Source organism: Lysinibacillus sp. NPDC097287 (genome assembly GCF_044761695.1).
Lineage (GTDB): Bacteria > Bacillota > Bacilli > Bacillales_A > Planococcaceae > Lysinibacillus.
Window position 1 is genome coordinate 114,136 of sequence record NZ_JBIWCX010000002.1, and the last position, 13,658, is coordinate 127,793.

At 37.2% G+C, this 13,658-nt stretch carries 16 protein-coding genes; 6 read left to right on the forward strand and 10 right to left on the reverse strand.

Translation table 11 applies throughout. From position 1 onward, the window contains the following. Positions 1-22 precede the first annotated feature (22 nt). Complete coding sequence (locus ACIQ2D_RS03610; RefSeq protein ID WP_402859541.1) at positions 23-2,176, reverse strand: EAL domain-containing protein; 2,154 nt, start codon at positions 2,174-2,176, stop codon at positions 23-25. A gap of 392 nt (positions 2,177-2,568) precedes the next feature. Next, entirely contained in the window at positions 2,569-3,369 is an 801-nt protein-coding gene (gene proC / locus ACIQ2D_RS03615; protein ID WP_402859544.1) for a pyrroline-5-carboxylate reductase, read from the reverse strand. A 299-nt stretch (positions 3,370-3,668) separates the two neighbouring features. Between proC and cyoE the strand changes: the two genes are divergently transcribed. Further along, the gene (gene cyoE / locus ACIQ2D_RS03620) at positions 3,669-4,619 is read left to right on the forward strand and encodes a heme o synthase (protein ID WP_402859547.1); all 951 of its coding nucleotides are present in this window, start codon (positions 3,669-3,671) and stop codon (positions 4,617-4,619) included. A gap of 22 nt (positions 4,620-4,641) precedes the next feature. Here the strand turns inward: cyoE and ACIQ2D_RS03625 are convergent, their stop codons facing one another. After that, on the reverse strand, positions 4,642-5,376 hold the full coding sequence (locus ACIQ2D_RS03625) for a metallophosphoesterase (RefSeq protein WP_402859550.1): 735 nt from the start codon (positions 5,374-5,376) through the stop codon (positions 4,642-4,644). Positions 5,377-5,528: 152 nt separating this feature from the next. Here ACIQ2D_RS03625 and ACIQ2D_RS03630 point away from each other — a divergent pair, with 152 nt between their 5' ends. The 4 genes from ACIQ2D_RS03630 to ACIQ2D_RS03645 all read left to right on the forward strand — a co-directional run bounded on the left by ACIQ2D_RS03630 (position 5,529) and on the right by ACIQ2D_RS03645 (position 6,937). After that, positions 5,529-5,714 (forward strand): RNA polymerase sigma factor, encoded by a 186-nt coding sequence (locus ACIQ2D_RS03630; protein ID WP_402859553.1) that lies wholly within the window; start codon positions 5,529-5,531, stop codon positions 5,712-5,714. 115 nt (positions 5,715-5,829) lie between these two features. Then, entirely contained in the window at positions 5,830-6,045 is a 216-nt protein-coding gene (locus tag ACIQ2D_RS03635) for an RNA polymerase sigma factor (protein ID WP_402860612.1), read from the forward strand. A gap of 3 nt (positions 6,046-6,048) precedes the next feature. Then, positions 6,049-6,228, forward strand: a complete 180-nt coding sequence (locus tag ACIQ2D_RS03640; RefSeq protein ID WP_402859556.1) for an RNA polymerase sigma factor — start codon at positions 6,049-6,051, stop codon at positions 6,226-6,228. Further along, positions 6,221-6,937, forward strand: a complete 717-nt coding sequence (locus tag ACIQ2D_RS03645; RefSeq protein WP_402859559.1) for a hypothetical protein — start codon at positions 6,221-6,223, stop codon at positions 6,935-6,937. Before ACIQ2D_RS03640 ends, ACIQ2D_RS03645 begins: the two co-directional genes overlap by 8 nt. Positions 6,938-7,214: 277 nt before the next feature. Here ACIQ2D_RS03645 and ACIQ2D_RS03650 read toward each other — a convergent pair whose 3' ends face one another. The 6 genes from ACIQ2D_RS03650 to ACIQ2D_RS03675 all read right to left on the reverse strand — a co-directional run bounded on the left by ACIQ2D_RS03650 (position 7,215) and on the right by ACIQ2D_RS03675 (position 12,438). Next, the gene (locus ACIQ2D_RS03650; protein ID WP_402859562.1) at positions 7,215-7,670 is read right to left on the reverse strand and encodes a helix-turn-helix transcriptional regulator; all 456 of its coding nucleotides are present in this window, start codon (positions 7,668-7,670) and stop codon (positions 7,215-7,217) included. Positions 7,671-7,874: 204 nt separating this feature from the next. After that, positions 7,875-8,279 carry a hypothetical protein gene (locus ACIQ2D_RS03655; protein WP_402859565.1) on the reverse strand — a complete coding sequence of 135 codons (405 nt, stop codon included), beginning with the start codon at positions 8,277-8,279 and terminating at the stop codon, positions 7,875-7,877. A gap of 181 nt (positions 8,280-8,460) precedes the next feature. Then, complete coding sequence (locus ACIQ2D_RS03660) at positions 8,461-9,789, reverse strand: hemolysin family protein (RefSeq protein WP_402859568.1); 1,329 nt, start codon at positions 9,787-9,789, stop codon at positions 8,461-8,463. Positions 9,790-9,829: 40 nt separating this feature from the next. Continuing rightward, complete coding sequence (locus ACIQ2D_RS03665; RefSeq protein ID WP_402860615.1) at positions 9,830-10,231, reverse strand: MerR family transcriptional regulator; 402 nt, start codon at positions 10,229-10,231, stop codon at positions 9,830-9,832. 392 nt (positions 10,232-10,623) lie between these two features. Further along, positions 10,624-11,814, reverse strand: coding sequence for a YbfB/YjiJ family MFS transporter (locus ACIQ2D_RS03670; RefSeq protein WP_402859571.1), 1,191 nt, complete (start codon positions 11,812-11,814; stop codon positions 10,624-10,626). 138 nt (positions 11,815-11,952) lie between these two features. Continuing rightward, entirely contained in the window at positions 11,953-12,438 is a 486-nt protein-coding gene (locus ACIQ2D_RS03675; RefSeq protein WP_402860618.1) for a hypothetical protein, read from the reverse strand. Between the two features lie 405 nt (positions 12,439-12,843). Here ACIQ2D_RS03675 and ACIQ2D_RS03680 point away from each other — a divergent pair, with 405 nt between their 5' ends. Beyond that, the gene (locus tag ACIQ2D_RS03680; protein ID WP_402860642.1) at positions 12,844-13,002 is read left to right on the forward strand and encodes a hypothetical protein; all 159 of its coding nucleotides are present in this window, start codon (positions 12,844-12,846) and stop codon (positions 13,000-13,002) included. 73 nt (positions 13,003-13,075) lie between these two features. On the opposite strand, the gene ACIQ2D_RS03685 is transcribed toward ACIQ2D_RS03680, so the two are convergent. Next, complete coding sequence (locus ACIQ2D_RS03685) at positions 13,076-13,648, reverse strand: 5' nucleotidase, NT5C type (protein ID WP_402859574.1); 573 nt, start codon at positions 13,646-13,648, stop codon at positions 13,076-13,078. Positions 13,649-13,658: the final 10 nt, after the last annotated feature.

Here is a 13,658-nt window from a genome sequence, read left to right on the forward strand (position 1 = left end):
AATTACATCGCCTCGGCTTCTTTTAATGCTGTTCAAGTAATTGATCGATTTCTTCTATTGGCATAGGTTTATAGAAATAATAGCCTTGCCCTGTCTCACAGCCCATATTTTTTAACGAATCAAATTGTGCAGTTGTTTCAATGCCTTCCGCGACTGAAGACATTGTTAAGTTGTTCGCCAGTTGGATAATCGTTTGTACAACCGCAGACATGTCAGCTTCTTCGATAGTATGAATGAAGCTACGGTCGATTTTGATTTCATTAAAAGGAAGCTGTTGTAAATAACTTAGTGAAGAAAAACCAACGCCGAAATCATCAATCGATGTTATAAATCCGAATGATTGTAAGGATTTAAGTATTTTTTTCGCCTTTTGAACATCAACTAACTCAACACTCTCTGTGACCTCAACTATAATTAATGAAGGGTCTATATTGTAGTGGCTGACGATATCTGTAAATTCCTCTATAAACAATGCGTAGAAAAAATGCTTCGGTGAAATATTTATAGACACCGGATAGACTACTAAATGATTGTCTAAACGATGACGTAACCACTGTAGAACCTTGATTAAAATCATTTGATCGATTTCTCTGATTTTCCCTGTATCTTCAGCAACAGGGATAAACACCGACGGAGCTATAAAGCCAAGAATCGGTGACACCCAGCGCGCTAACGCCTCAAAGCCTGAAATTCTCCCTGTTTTTAAGTCAACTTTAGGCTGTAAGAAGGGTACGAATTGTTCTTCAGTAATTGCTTTAGTTAGTTGTGATAATACATCAATTGCCAAGCGTAGTTCTTCTTCGCGTGAATCTTCAAAGAAATGATAGGCTGTACCAGTTTCTTTACGTGCCTTCGATAATGCAATGTCTGCATAACGTATCGAATCTTCTACCTCTATTTGTGGTCCAAATAACGAAACACCAAGTTTTAAAGTAATATAAATCTCACGGTCCTTTAAAAAGTAGGGAATCATCGTGAGTTGGGGAACATTTGACTGATATTCTCCGATATCTTCCTCTGAGCTCTCTTGTGCAATAATAATTGCAGAGTTTGATAACCGACCAAAGATATCCGTTTTCTTATATCCAAAGCTTCGAATACGTTCGACAATTTGATGTAAGAGTTCATCACCTGTGCTACGGCTATAATAGTCGACGATATGAGTATATTCACCCGGTTGCAAAATAGTAAGCACACCGGAGCGTCCCTCCTCAGTCCATTGCTTCAGGAGCTCGGTAAAATAATTGAAATTTGGAATATCGAGACTAACATCAAAATAAGCTAACTTTTTTAACTTATAGCGATTTTCTTCATATTTATGAGCCATTGCAATGAGTGGTGTTAAATTTTGAATGAAATTTAGTTCGCTACTATGTAATCTTTTTGTAGTTTTAAAAAATAAATATAACTGGCCGAGTAATGCTTGGTGTTGATTGTATATCGGATACGACCAACAGCCTTGTACATTATGTTGCCGACACAGTGATTGATTGACACAGTTGAAATTCTTTGATGTATTACGAGATGATTCACAATCTAATTTTTCCGTAATATTGGTAATTACAAAATTACTAGAAAAGTGGTCTGGTATATTACCGTTTACAGTTGGTTTCGAAGTACGATCTGTTTTGGTGAAGAAAATGGAACATTGTAAAGTATTGAAGAAAAAATGGTCGATTTTTTTACCGATCATAGTCAAGATTGCTTCAATCGAGCTTTCTTCTTCGATATATTTATAAACTTCGCGTTCAAGCTCGGCAGAGAATTTCATATGTAAGTAAGGTGTAATATTTTTTGCATGGAAAAGATAATAGGTAACATTTCCTTCAATCGTATGAACAGGATGCCCTGAAAGCTCGCACCAAAAGCCCTGCTCATTGTCACATTGGATGTACACTTGTGATACGATTGGTTGTCTACTATTTAAAGCATGAGCAATTTGCTCAGTAATACTTGTATCAGTATACTGATTATATAAAGATGTGAAAGGCTGTCCTAATAATTTTTTCCTAGTTGTCTGCTTTTCATGAATAAAAGAATTATTAGCATGGATAATTGGAAAAGTATTTTGTTGTACGTCAATTAGAAGTGTGCATGTAAAATGTTGGTCACAAACTACTTGAAGAGTCTGTAGTTGCGAGTCGGGACTTAATATAGAATTATCAGCTTGTATCATTCGTTGTCACCGCATTCTAAATTATAATTATAGATTCATTATAATAAATACAGGTAAAAGTTACTATATAATATTATTAGAAAAATTATACTTTTTTAAATAATTGGACTATTATACAGTAGATGGAACTTCAGTCTAAAATGAAACTTTTAAATGTGCATTTACATAAAGTAGAATAAATATGTGAATGTAAGTTTAAATAGCGAATTATAAAATCCTATTAATTTTATCAAGTGTAATAGGCTAACAGATGAAATTGTTATATGGAAATAATGAAATAAGTGATAGAGCCAGTGATAGGGTACTCGAGATTTATAGTTTAAAAAGAGGATATTAATCATGGTAAATATAAACGAAAAGCCGACTTCTGAATGATTGAAGTCGGCTTCCATTTATTTAGCTAGGCTGCGGTCTTTATTCGTTACGGCCGCAACCGCATCGTGTATCGTTGTTTCAAAATGATTACTTTGTAGTGAAGACACACCTTGAATTGTTGTACCACCTGGTGAGCATACTTGGTCAACAAGTGCCCAAGGGTGTTCTTGTGATTGTAAGATCATCTTAGCACTGCCGAGGACTGCATTTGCAGCAATATCTAATGCCATAGTTTTCGGCATACCTTCACGCACAGCAGCACGTGCTAATGCATCGATGTATATATACGTAAATGCTGGGGATGCGCCGCCAATTGTTGTGAAGATTGAAAATAGATGCTCAGGCACTTCGGTAATGGTACCAACTGTTTCAAACAGTGATCTGACGAGTTGGATTTGTGTTTCTGTTACTTGCTCACTTGCTGTATAACAGCTTGTAGAAGCACCAACGATTGCATTAATATTTGGCATTACACGAATAATAGATGTAGCTGCGGACAAGTTTTCTTGGAAATAAGATATAGTTTTGCCTGCCGCAATTGAGACAATTATGTGTTTATCTTGCAAATGTTTCTTCACTTCGGGTAAAACATCAGGTAGCATTTGTGGCTTAACACTTAGTATAATCACGTCACAATGGGTCATTAACTCCTCAATAGAATTACTAGCTTTAATTCCATAAGTAGTAGCTAAATTAATTGTTTTTGTTGTTGTACGATTATACCCGTAAATAGAAGATGATTTAAAATCGCCACTATTACACATACCTTTTATAATTGCTGTGGCCATATTTCCTAGGCCGATAAATCCGTATTTCACGTGCTTTACACTCCTTCATCTATAAAGAACATCCCCATTAGTATAAAGTAGAATATTTTTCTTGAATAGTATTACGCAAGAATCGAGGCAATAATGTTCAAATTCATGTCGGACGATGGTATCATAGAGGGAGTTGTGTCGCTTCTCATATACGAAATCATGTACTTTATGTGAATATAGAGACATTTCTGCTCAAAAAGAGGTAGAATAGTAATTTGATATGTATTATGCAAAAATTGTCGCTTTCTATCGGGGGAAGAAGGCGTCTAGAAATTTATATAGAAAAGGAATTAAATTGAATGGAACAAAATCTGAAAACGGAGCGTAATTCACAAGCTGTAAAAGTTAATACAGTGAAGCATTCACGCTCAACTATTTTAGCGCAGACAGTCAAGACCGGGATAATTAAATCCAATTTAATTCCAATGTGGGCTGGTTTGGCTCTTGGTATGTATAAAAATCAAATGTCGTTGATGGAGAATATTCCTGAAATACTTTTTGCGACAATTGGTTCAGCACTTGTTATTGGAGCAGCAGGGGCTTTTAATAATGTGTATGACCGTGATATTGATGCCCTTATGCCTCGTACGCAAAACCGACCAACTGTGACTGGGGAAATGACTGCAAAAGCAACGCTTTATTTAGCTATTGCGATGCTGGTTGCGGGTGTAGGTACGCTGGCACTGGCTTCACCACTGGCCGCATTATTCGGATTCCTCGGCGTCTTTTTATATGTTGTGCCATACACAATGTGGACAAAGCGTCACACGATTTATAACACAGAAGTTGGTAGTATTTCGGGGGCCGTACCGCCACTGCTCGGTTGGGCAGCGGTTTCTCCGGACGTTACACACCCGGCGTTAATCGGGCTGTTTTTGGTAATGGTTATTTGGCAAATGCCGCACTTTTATGCGATTGCTATACGTAAACGTGCTGATTATGAGGCGGCAAGTGTGCCGATGCTACCAGTTATTAAAGGGATGCGCCGCACGTACTACCAAACGAATTTTTATTTAATTTTACTTATTTTATCGAGCTTTTTATTTGGCTCGATAAGTATCGGCATTATGTTGGTGGCATTGATACTAAGTATTGCATGGCTTGCCATGAGTATTTACGGCTACCATAGCAATAAAGATCAAGTGAAATGGGCAACGAAAATGTTTGTTTTCTCACTGCTCCATATGACGATTTTATTCACAACAGTTATTGTCTATTCTCTAGTCGGAGTTATTTTCAAATTATATTAAACAGATAAAAGCCAGCAAGCATTTATTTTACGCTTGTTGGCTTTTTACTTGCGACAGAGGTGATGTGGCGACTTGGCCATTCAATGACATGAAGCTGACCGCCAAATACAGCACCACCATCAATGCCGATAATATTATTTTCGCCAAAATACACACTAAAATTGGCCGCGTCGTGATAAAGTTTATAGGTCGGAGTATGGCCAAAGATTACTGTTTTCCCCCCTTGATAGCCTGCATGAAATTCTTCTCGAATCCATAAAAGTTCATTTTTCTCTGTATCAATGGGTGCCTTTCCCGGGACAACACCACCATGTACAAAAATGGCATCTTCTAATTCAATATAGGATTCAAATGATTCCATAAGCTTTAAATGTTCTTCGAGCTTCGGTAAAGAACGAATAAACGCTGGTAAAGTATTAGCAATAACAGCTTCGTCAAAATCTTCTATCTTATACCCGTAGCTTTCGAGGGTTTTATCACCACCACATACAGTTATCCAATGTAGCCAAGGCTTGGGATCTACTGAACGACAGGCAGCAAGCATAAGAGCCTCATGGTTGCCCATTAATACGCGTGCGCCATTTGCTTTTAATTCTGCTACTAAATTTAAAACCCCACTAGAAGCAGGGCCTCGATCTATATAATCTCCAAGTAAAAATAGTTGGTCTTGTGCCGCATTATAATTTACTTTTACTAATAGTTGTTGAAAAAGCCCTAGTTCACCATGAATATCACTTATTGCTAGTATCCGTGTCATAAAATAGCATCCTTTCCAGTACATGAGCAGTTATTATTTAGTATAAAGAATATTCTTGCAAATTTCGACTTTTTTACTTTTATTTTATGATAGGGTGATTCCTTATCACTATTCATTCGTCTATAGAGTTGGAAAGGGAGGGGGGAAGACACTTGCACCAACAATTTAAACAGGATTATGAAGCGCACAGTGATGCGATTTTTAAATACATTTATTATTTAGCAGGTAATAAGGAACTCGCTGAAGATTTAACACAGGAAACTTTTTATCTTCATCCAGTGGGCGTCCAACGCCGACTGAATGAAGATAAAGCCTCCGGCGGATGTCACAGATTTTGAGAGGAGTTAGGATGTCAGCCTAAGTACGTCGCATCCGTGCGACAATGGCTGACTGACCCGCATCACGCAGGCCTAGGCACAATTAAAAATCTGGACGCAATTACGCCAGGGCGTAATTGATAAAGCATTTCAACATCGTCATACATATAGACAAGATGCTAATAAGCAGACGTGGCTACGGAAAATTGCAAGAAACTTAGTATATGACCATTTCAGGCGCAAAAAGATTTTGCAATTTATCCCTTTTATACATAAAGAAAGTATTCGAGATGAAGCGATGTTACCTGTGGAGTTTTTAATAAAAGGGGAGGACTTTTCAGCTGTATTTTAGGCCATGTACACGATAATGCTTGAATACCGAGATGCGATTATTTTGCGCTATATCGAGGAACTGTCTGTTAAAGAGACATCCGCGCAGCTTGGCTGGAGTGAGGCAAAGGTTAAAAATAATACCGCACGTGGCTTATCTGCATTGAAGAAAAAGTTAGAGGAGAGGGGATTTGTGCATGGATGATAAGCAAAAGAAGTTGCTACAGGAAATGCAGGATGTGAAACGTGTACAGGGTGGGAAGCAAAAGACGTGGCAAAAGCTAGAAGGAAGAGTCTTGGATAATCGTAAGCAGAAAACGTGGCAATATCGTATTGTATTAGCTGTAATGAGTGTGTGTATGTTATTTTTCATCTTTATAACATGGGCAAATGATGAAGTTCCTTTCCAGCAAACGGCCAATGATGAACAAGTACCAATCATTCAATCTGCTTATTTTATTGATTCTGCACAAGAGGATGTATTTCTAGCAAGGGGTTCTAGACTGTATTTAGGTGTGAGAAAACTAGATTCATCAGCTTATAAACAGCTGGAACAGTACTTTAAGATGAAGGAAACAATGAACAAAGAGCATGAATATAACAAAGAAATACAAAGTGAAAGAGATTTGTTCATAAATTATAGTGATGGGAAAGTAGTACGCTTAAAGTGGTATAAAAACGGGGAACATAATTTAACATTTCAAGACTGGGATACGAAGAAGTTTTATGCAGTACCTATTGAATTTGATGATGAGAACTTAGAAACAGTGAGGCAGTTTGAAGAATTCTTTTCAGATCTATTATTTGGAAATTTTTATTTGCTAGTGTTAATTATAATCTATACAGCTACAACAAAAAATTTGACGAAAAAATATCAATTACCGAAAAAATTAAAGGTGTATCCTTACAAGTAGGCGATGGTTCTTGATATTGTGCTGGTCATTATTACTTATTGTACAATGTTGGTATGGGCATTTAGTGAGCGTGTTGTTATACATTTCGGCTGGATTTTATTGATCGCGATTATCCATTTTATGTACCATTACTGGTTAGATAGACAGCTGCCAATACTGAAGGGGCGTCTACTATTTCGAATATGTGGGATTGTGTACTGCTATAGTATTATTGTATGTCTTTTTGTGATGATGTGAAAAATGTGAGGAAGTCTAATGATAGGCTTCCTTGCATTTTTTATGACTTCTGTTGGATTTTTGCCCAAGCATCTTTAATTATTTCTTCTTCAAAACTGGATAGAAGACGGTAGTTGTTCGTATCTAAAATACGATAATGATTGCTAATGGCGTTTTGCTGTAGACGATAGCCTTCATGATCTGAGATATTTTTCCACCATATGTATCCACCCATTGTTTTTTCTTTTGGCAGTAATGTACCATGATTCGCGATTAAATCAACGACTTCAAGTGGATCTCCACCAAGCTCATGTTGCAAAATGGAACTTTCACGGAATAGGGCACAAACTGCAACCGTTGTAGTCCAGCCTGCCTGGATACGACCTTTTTCGATTTGGACGAGTGTTTTCTTTGAGAGTCCTAGTAAGTCACTCATTTGATCTTGCGTAAATTCTTTTTCGGTACGAATTAATTTAAGTTTATCGGAGATGAGTGCAATAAGTTGTTCACGATGCATTAAAATACCCCTTCTTTTAGGTTGTTTTCATTCAGTATACACGAAATAATAAGAAAACAGGTACCTTGCTTTACGGTAAATTAACCATGCAAGTATAGAATAATATTTATTGTTCACATATAGTTTCTTTGTATAATCAACGATGAAAAGTGTTTGAAATAGAAAAAACTCACTATCTATTGAGTAGATAGTGAGAGGATGTCTTTAATATTCGTATTTTTTTGTGTCAGAAATAACACGAAAGTGGATGCCCTTTATTTGAGCACTTATTTTATGACGTAGTGTATCGATGTCTACAAGCTCATCTCGGTCGTTCACACATTCAGCAATTTCCTGTAGAAGCTTTGTAAAAGCTTCTCGGAATAACTCGCGCATATTATCAAAGTCTAGACTGCGGAAACTACCGTCTATATCAAAAGCTTCTACTGAATTTAACTGTTTTGAAGCACCAGCAAAACGGTCATCATACACAGTGTAGTTTTCGTCAGTCACTACGATAATATATAAAACCTCGCCAGTAATTGTTTTTAGTTCGATATTAGTTTTGTGTTTTTTTACATCTGTAATAATGTGAATGCCATCTGAATGATAAAGCTTGAATAACTTCATAACTATGCCCCCTGAGAAAAAATAATATCTATACTCCTAATTATATAGAGTGGTGGCTAAAAATGGAACAAGCCTAAAACTTTTGGTTAGATTAGCCCTCTAATAATGGGGTTCTTGTAGAAAATTGTAGTCGGATTAGCCTTATTTTTTTATTTAGACTATCAATAAACTACTATTGATATTATTTTGTTTCTGAGACCTCGTGTAATAATTTTTGTAATGGACGGACTTCAATATAATGTAATTGATGCCCATGTTGTTCGTATACACTAAATACATAGGATGCTAGCTCAATATTTATCGCTGTTTTATTGCCATTATTAGCAGTTAAGAACCAACCACCTAGTGTCTCAACATCTTCTGCGTCAAGTGAGATATCTAGTAACTTTTCAACATCTTCAACAAGCATTTTAGCATTTAAAATATAATGATTGTCATTTAGTTTTCGAATGTCAGCAATCTCATCGTCATCAAATTCATCGCGGATCTCACCAACGATTTCTTCTAAAATATCTTCAACAGTTACAAGACCAGAAGTACCACCGTATTCATCCATTAGGATTGCCATGTGGATGCGTTCTTTTTGCATGCGGACTAATAACTCCTGAATTGGGATTGTCTCAATTACGCGGATGACAGGGTTGATAAAATCATCTAGTACAAGTGTTTCATCTGTTATTTTATCTATTAAACCATGTGCGAATAATTCTTTGGCATTAATAAAGCCTAAAATATTATCGCGGTCTCCGTCATAAATAGGGTAGCGCGTATATTTTTCTGAAGCAATATAGTGAATCATATTTGTATATGTGTCATTTTTTTCAATACCAATAATTTCTGTGCGTGGCACCATGATTTCACGTGCAATGCGCTCGTCAAATTCAAAAACGTTGTTAACGTATTTTAATTCGGTTTTATTGATTTCACCGCTTTTAAAGCTTTCCGAAAGTAGTAAACGCAATTCTTCTTCCGTATGTGATAATTCATGTTCAGAAGCGGGCTTCATGCCGAAAAGTCCAACAAGTACTCGAGCTGAGCCGTTCAAGAACCAAATGAATGGGTACATTATTTTGTAGAAAATCATAATTGGTTTAGCGAATAACAGGGTAATCTTTTCTGCTTTTTGAATTGCTGCCGTCTTTGGTGCTAATTCACCAACAACAACATGTAGGAATGTTGCAATGGCAAATGCAGAACCAATTGTGAAAATGCTCATATATTTATCTGAAATCCCAATCGTCTCAAATAGGGGATGCAGCATAAATTCAAATGTTTTTTCTCCGACCATCCCGATACCAAGGGCAGTTACCGTAATACCTAGCTGACAGGCAGATAAGTATTCATCTAAGTGGTCAACAACATGCTTTGCAGGGATTGCTTTTTTATTGCCCTCAGCAATAAGCTGGTCAAGTCTTGATGTACGTACTTTGACGATGGCAAATTCCGTCGCAACGAAAAATGCTGTAAATGCTAATAAAATGATGAAAATTGATAAGTTAAGTATGGTCAAATAGTCGTTCTGTTTCTACAAAAAAACAGAACGTCACCTCCTAATTAATAAGTAGTAGTAAAGATTGCATAAGTGCAATACTTTCTGTTGAAACATTTTTTTTTATTGATTGAACATTTTTTTGATCTTGATTATCCAATTGAGCTAATAGGGAAGCTAAGTCATTCTCTAAGTTTTGCATCTTTAACCGAATCGTGTGCACATCGACTTCTTCGTAAGGGGGGATATGTAATTCCCCTTGAATTTCTTCGAGTGATAAACCATCCTGTTTTCGTTGTTCAATATATTGGAGACGGTCAATCATTGTAGATTCGTAGTAGCGATAGTTGGATGCGGAACGTTCGGCTTCTAACAAGCCCATATTTGTGTAATAATCAATTGTTCTTTTCGTAATACCTGTTTTTTCAGCAAGTTCACCAATTTTTAATTTCTCTGTCCCAATATAAACACCCCCAAACCATCACGTGATACTTTGATTATAACGTGATGGTTTTATACTATACAAATAATAAGTAGCGACATTTCAAATTTGTAAGATTGAATAAAAAATATACTATGCGATAAACGCATAGTGTATACACATCGTTGAAAAACAATTAAGTCAATGAACTCTTTGTGAAGATCTATTAGAGTTTGTTCAAGGCACCCGTTGATTTCCGTTACAGGCGGCGACTCCTTGGGCTCAAGGTTCGCCCCCAGGAAGCTCTTGCTCTGCGCGAAAGCGAAGCGTCAGCGGCAAAGCGTCCGCCGGAACGGAAATCAACGGCATCGAAGAAAAAGCCATAGTGGAAACGATTAAACGTTTTCACCATGGCTAAAAATTCACATTAAATCTTACGTTTCGATTGTGGTCGCGGTATTACTGGTTTCGGCACGTAGATGTGTTTTGAAATGTCCTATGAGCATAATCAGTAGGGCAGCAGAAACCATCACACCCGCAAATAATAAAGCCGCCTTATAACTATCGTAATGTGCCGCTAGCTTACCGGCGACAATTGGTCCGATAATTTGTCCAAGCGCATAAAACGTTGTTAAAATGGATACTACTGCGTTACTTTGTGTTGGGAAGAGCTGTCTTGCATAAGACGTTGTCAATGTTACGATCCCAACAAAAGTTAAGCCAAATAAAAACGATGACAGTAATACACTAGTTACAGTTTGTGAAAAGACTGGGAGTAAAATCCCGAAAACCTGCATGACATATGCAACCGTTAAAATACGGACTGGTGAGTATTTTGATAATAACACAATCCATACGGGTGCAGATGGTACAGCAGCAAGTCCAACGACTACCCAACTGTAAGATGAATACGCTTCGAGTGGAGGGATATTATGAATAATATCGACTAAAAAAGTCCCGGTTATTATATAACCAAGTCCCTCTAACCCATAGGAAGCAATGAGCCAGGGCATAAAGCCTGCTGTCATTTTCCCACTAGATGCCTTAACTTGCTTGACGCCGTCTTGTATCGTTAAATTGCGCCATGTGACAAGTGTGACGCAGAAGAAGGCGAGTGAGAGCAATCCAAGTCCAAGCCATGCACCTTTCCATGTGTAAGCCAACTCTAAATACGGTACAAAGAGACCTGAAATGGCAATGCCAAGTCCGATTCCGCTAAACAAATAGCCTGACCACTTCGTGAGCACCTCTTTTGCCAAATAATCCATAATAATACTAGAAGTTAACACAAAAATAAATCCACTTGTTATGCCAGCAATGAGTCGTAACAATAACCAAAGTGTGAACATCTCAGTTAAGCCCATCCAAATTACTGATGCAACGTTTAGCAATACATTAATAAGTAGAATCATTTTTTTGTGGCGGAACAAAAATCCTGCCCATAATGCCCCTATAAAATAGCCAACATAATTACTTGACGCCAAGTAACCAGCAGTTTCAAGTGTGAAACCCGCATCTCTTCGCATAAACGGTAAAATTGGTGTAAATGCGAAGCGGCTAATACCCATTGCAAGAACAAGCAATAGGATTCCCCCGATTAAAACCCCCGCGTGCTTTCTATTCATAGCAAAACCCCTTTGTGACAAAAATGTGAAGCTATTATTCTAGTATATAATAGATAGACTAGTAAGAATATTAAAAATTATTATCGAGGCATAAAAATAGCTTTTCTAAACGGGGTTTCGTTAGAAAAGCTATCGGTTTTATTTGTGTATATATGTCTCATATAGATGGTTTAGAGCATCTTCACCCGTCATATGTAAAATAACTTCACCATTGAATGTAAGCTTTGCATCTGAAAGTTCACTATTAATTTTGTCATCTTGAATAAAACTTGTTACCGTTACTTCTCCAGTCTCTGCTAATTGTTTTTTATAAGCGTCATCCCATTGTTGTTCTACGAATAATGGGTCAATCCATGTCCCTATCACAACAAGCTTTCCTTCATCTGCGTCATATTCCCAGCGTGTATCACGTAATATGGTTTTAAATAGATCATTTATCGTGAAAGTTTCATCGTTATAAGTTATTTTAATAGCCCGTACAGAATGAACATCCGGGCTTAACGCACTCGCCGCTGAGTCTGCCGCCGCATTAATGCCAGATGCAGCATCCTTAATTTCTGTGAGTCGATCACCACAGCCGGTCAAAAGTGTACTAAGGCAAATGATAAAAACTACTTTTTTCATCGATTTCACAAGTAACCCTCCTGTTTCACAAATTGTTATTCTTATCTTATCGAAAAGAAAAACCTGAATAAAGGGTATGTGGGCAGGAGATTGTGACGTTTTTGCAACGAGTAGGTTGATATATAGGAAAGTCGCATTAATTGTATGATTTGCGAGTGAGATTGTTTTTTCTTCATTTTTTTTAGGGTCATTATCACAATATATACTTGATTTAAAATAAACCTTTTGCTGAGCACATGGAACGAAGGCGGCGACTCCTTGGGGATTTGCGAACAGCTTGAGAACACGCAGGAGCGAAGCGACGAGGAGGCTCAAGGTTCGCCCCCAGGAAAGCGTCCGCCTGGAGTGGAATGTACTGTCAAGTACCTAATTGGGTGAAGAACCTTTTTTATATGTGATTTCATAATGAATTTCCATTATAAAGGAGATGGCTTTATAAAGATTAATGATGAGATGCTTGATAGATTAGGTGTGTATTTTGTGTATCATAATGTCTATGAAACGTACGGTATTACGTTTGAAATCTTTGTAGAACGTTGGGTGAGGGGGATAGTAGAAATCTAATAGTTCAATAATCCATTCACTCGAAAAATAAAAATAAAATGAGCCGCGTTCAAATTACTGAACACGGCTCATTTTATTTGAAATAGTTTGTTATGAATTGATTTGCTTCTTGCCAGTTATAGACACGTATAACGTTGTCAGGCACAGAAAGGCGGTTATAAGGTGTATCGAATAATACAACTGGTATTTTTAATTCTTCAGCGAGCATCACGGCATTATCATGCTTATCTTCAAAGAAAGCTTGAACACCATGTTTTTTAGCAACCGCTAGTTTGTCATGGCTACCGATAAGCTCGATATGATCATAAGGTATCTCTTGTGATTTGAACCAATTCACGGTGATATCTGACACATTTTCACCACGGGCAGAAATATAATAGAGCTCATAGTTGTTACGCCAAGCATTTAAAATAGACTTGGCATCCTGTGCAGCTTCTGATACTTCATACATATACGGTTCATTTTCTTTAAACCATGTTTGAAAAGCTGCGCGATCCACTGGATGTGGGAATGCGGATAAAAAATCATATTCACAGACATCATCCAGTGTGATGTTGACATTATACTGTTTGTTAATATGCGGAATGAGTGTAGCTGGACACGTTACTGTTCCGTCAATATCTATACCAAATCGAGGCTTTGTCATGCTCGCACCT

Coding starts and splice junctions, on each gene's coding strand:
- ACIQ2D_RS03685 (WP_402859574.1), bottom strand. CDS start 13,648: ATGACAAAGCCTCGATTTGGTATAGATATTGACGGAACAGTAACGTGT.
- ACIQ2D_RS03625 (WP_402859550.1), bottom strand. CDS start 5,376: ATGACACGGATACTAGCAATAAGTGATATTCATGGTGAACTAGGGCTT.
- ACIQ2D_RS03640 (WP_402859556.1), top strand. CDS start 6,049: ATGTACACGATAATGCTTGAATACCGAGATGCGATTATTTTGCGCTAT.
- ACIQ2D_RS03610 (WP_402859541.1), bottom strand. CDS start 2,176: ATGATACAAGCTGATAATTCTATATTAAGTCCCGACTCGCAACTACAG.
- ACIQ2D_RS03670 (WP_402859571.1), bottom strand. CDS start 11,814: ATGAATAGAAAGCACGCGGGGGTTTTAATCGGGGGAATCCTATTGCTT.
- cyoE (WP_402859547.1), top strand. CDS start 3,669: ATGGAACAAAATCTGAAAACGGAGCGTAATTCACAAGCTGTAAAAGTT.
- ACIQ2D_RS03650 (WP_402859562.1), bottom strand. CDS start 7,670: ATGCATCGTGAACAACTTATTGCACTCATCTCCGATAAACTTAAATTA.
- ACIQ2D_RS03675 (WP_402860618.1), bottom strand. CDS start 12,438: ATGAAAAAAGTAGTTTTTATCATTTGCCTTAGTACACTTTTGACCGGC.
- ACIQ2D_RS03680 (WP_402860642.1), top strand. CDS start 12,844: ATGAATTTCCATTATAAAGGAGATGGCTTTATAAAGATTAATGATGAG.
- ACIQ2D_RS03655 (WP_402859565.1), bottom strand. CDS start 8,279: ATGAAGTTATTCAAGCTTTATCATTCAGATGGCATTCACATTATTACA.
- ACIQ2D_RS03645 (WP_402859559.1), top strand. CDS start 6,221: ATGGATGATAAGCAAAAGAAGTTGCTACAGGAAATGCAGGATGTGAAA.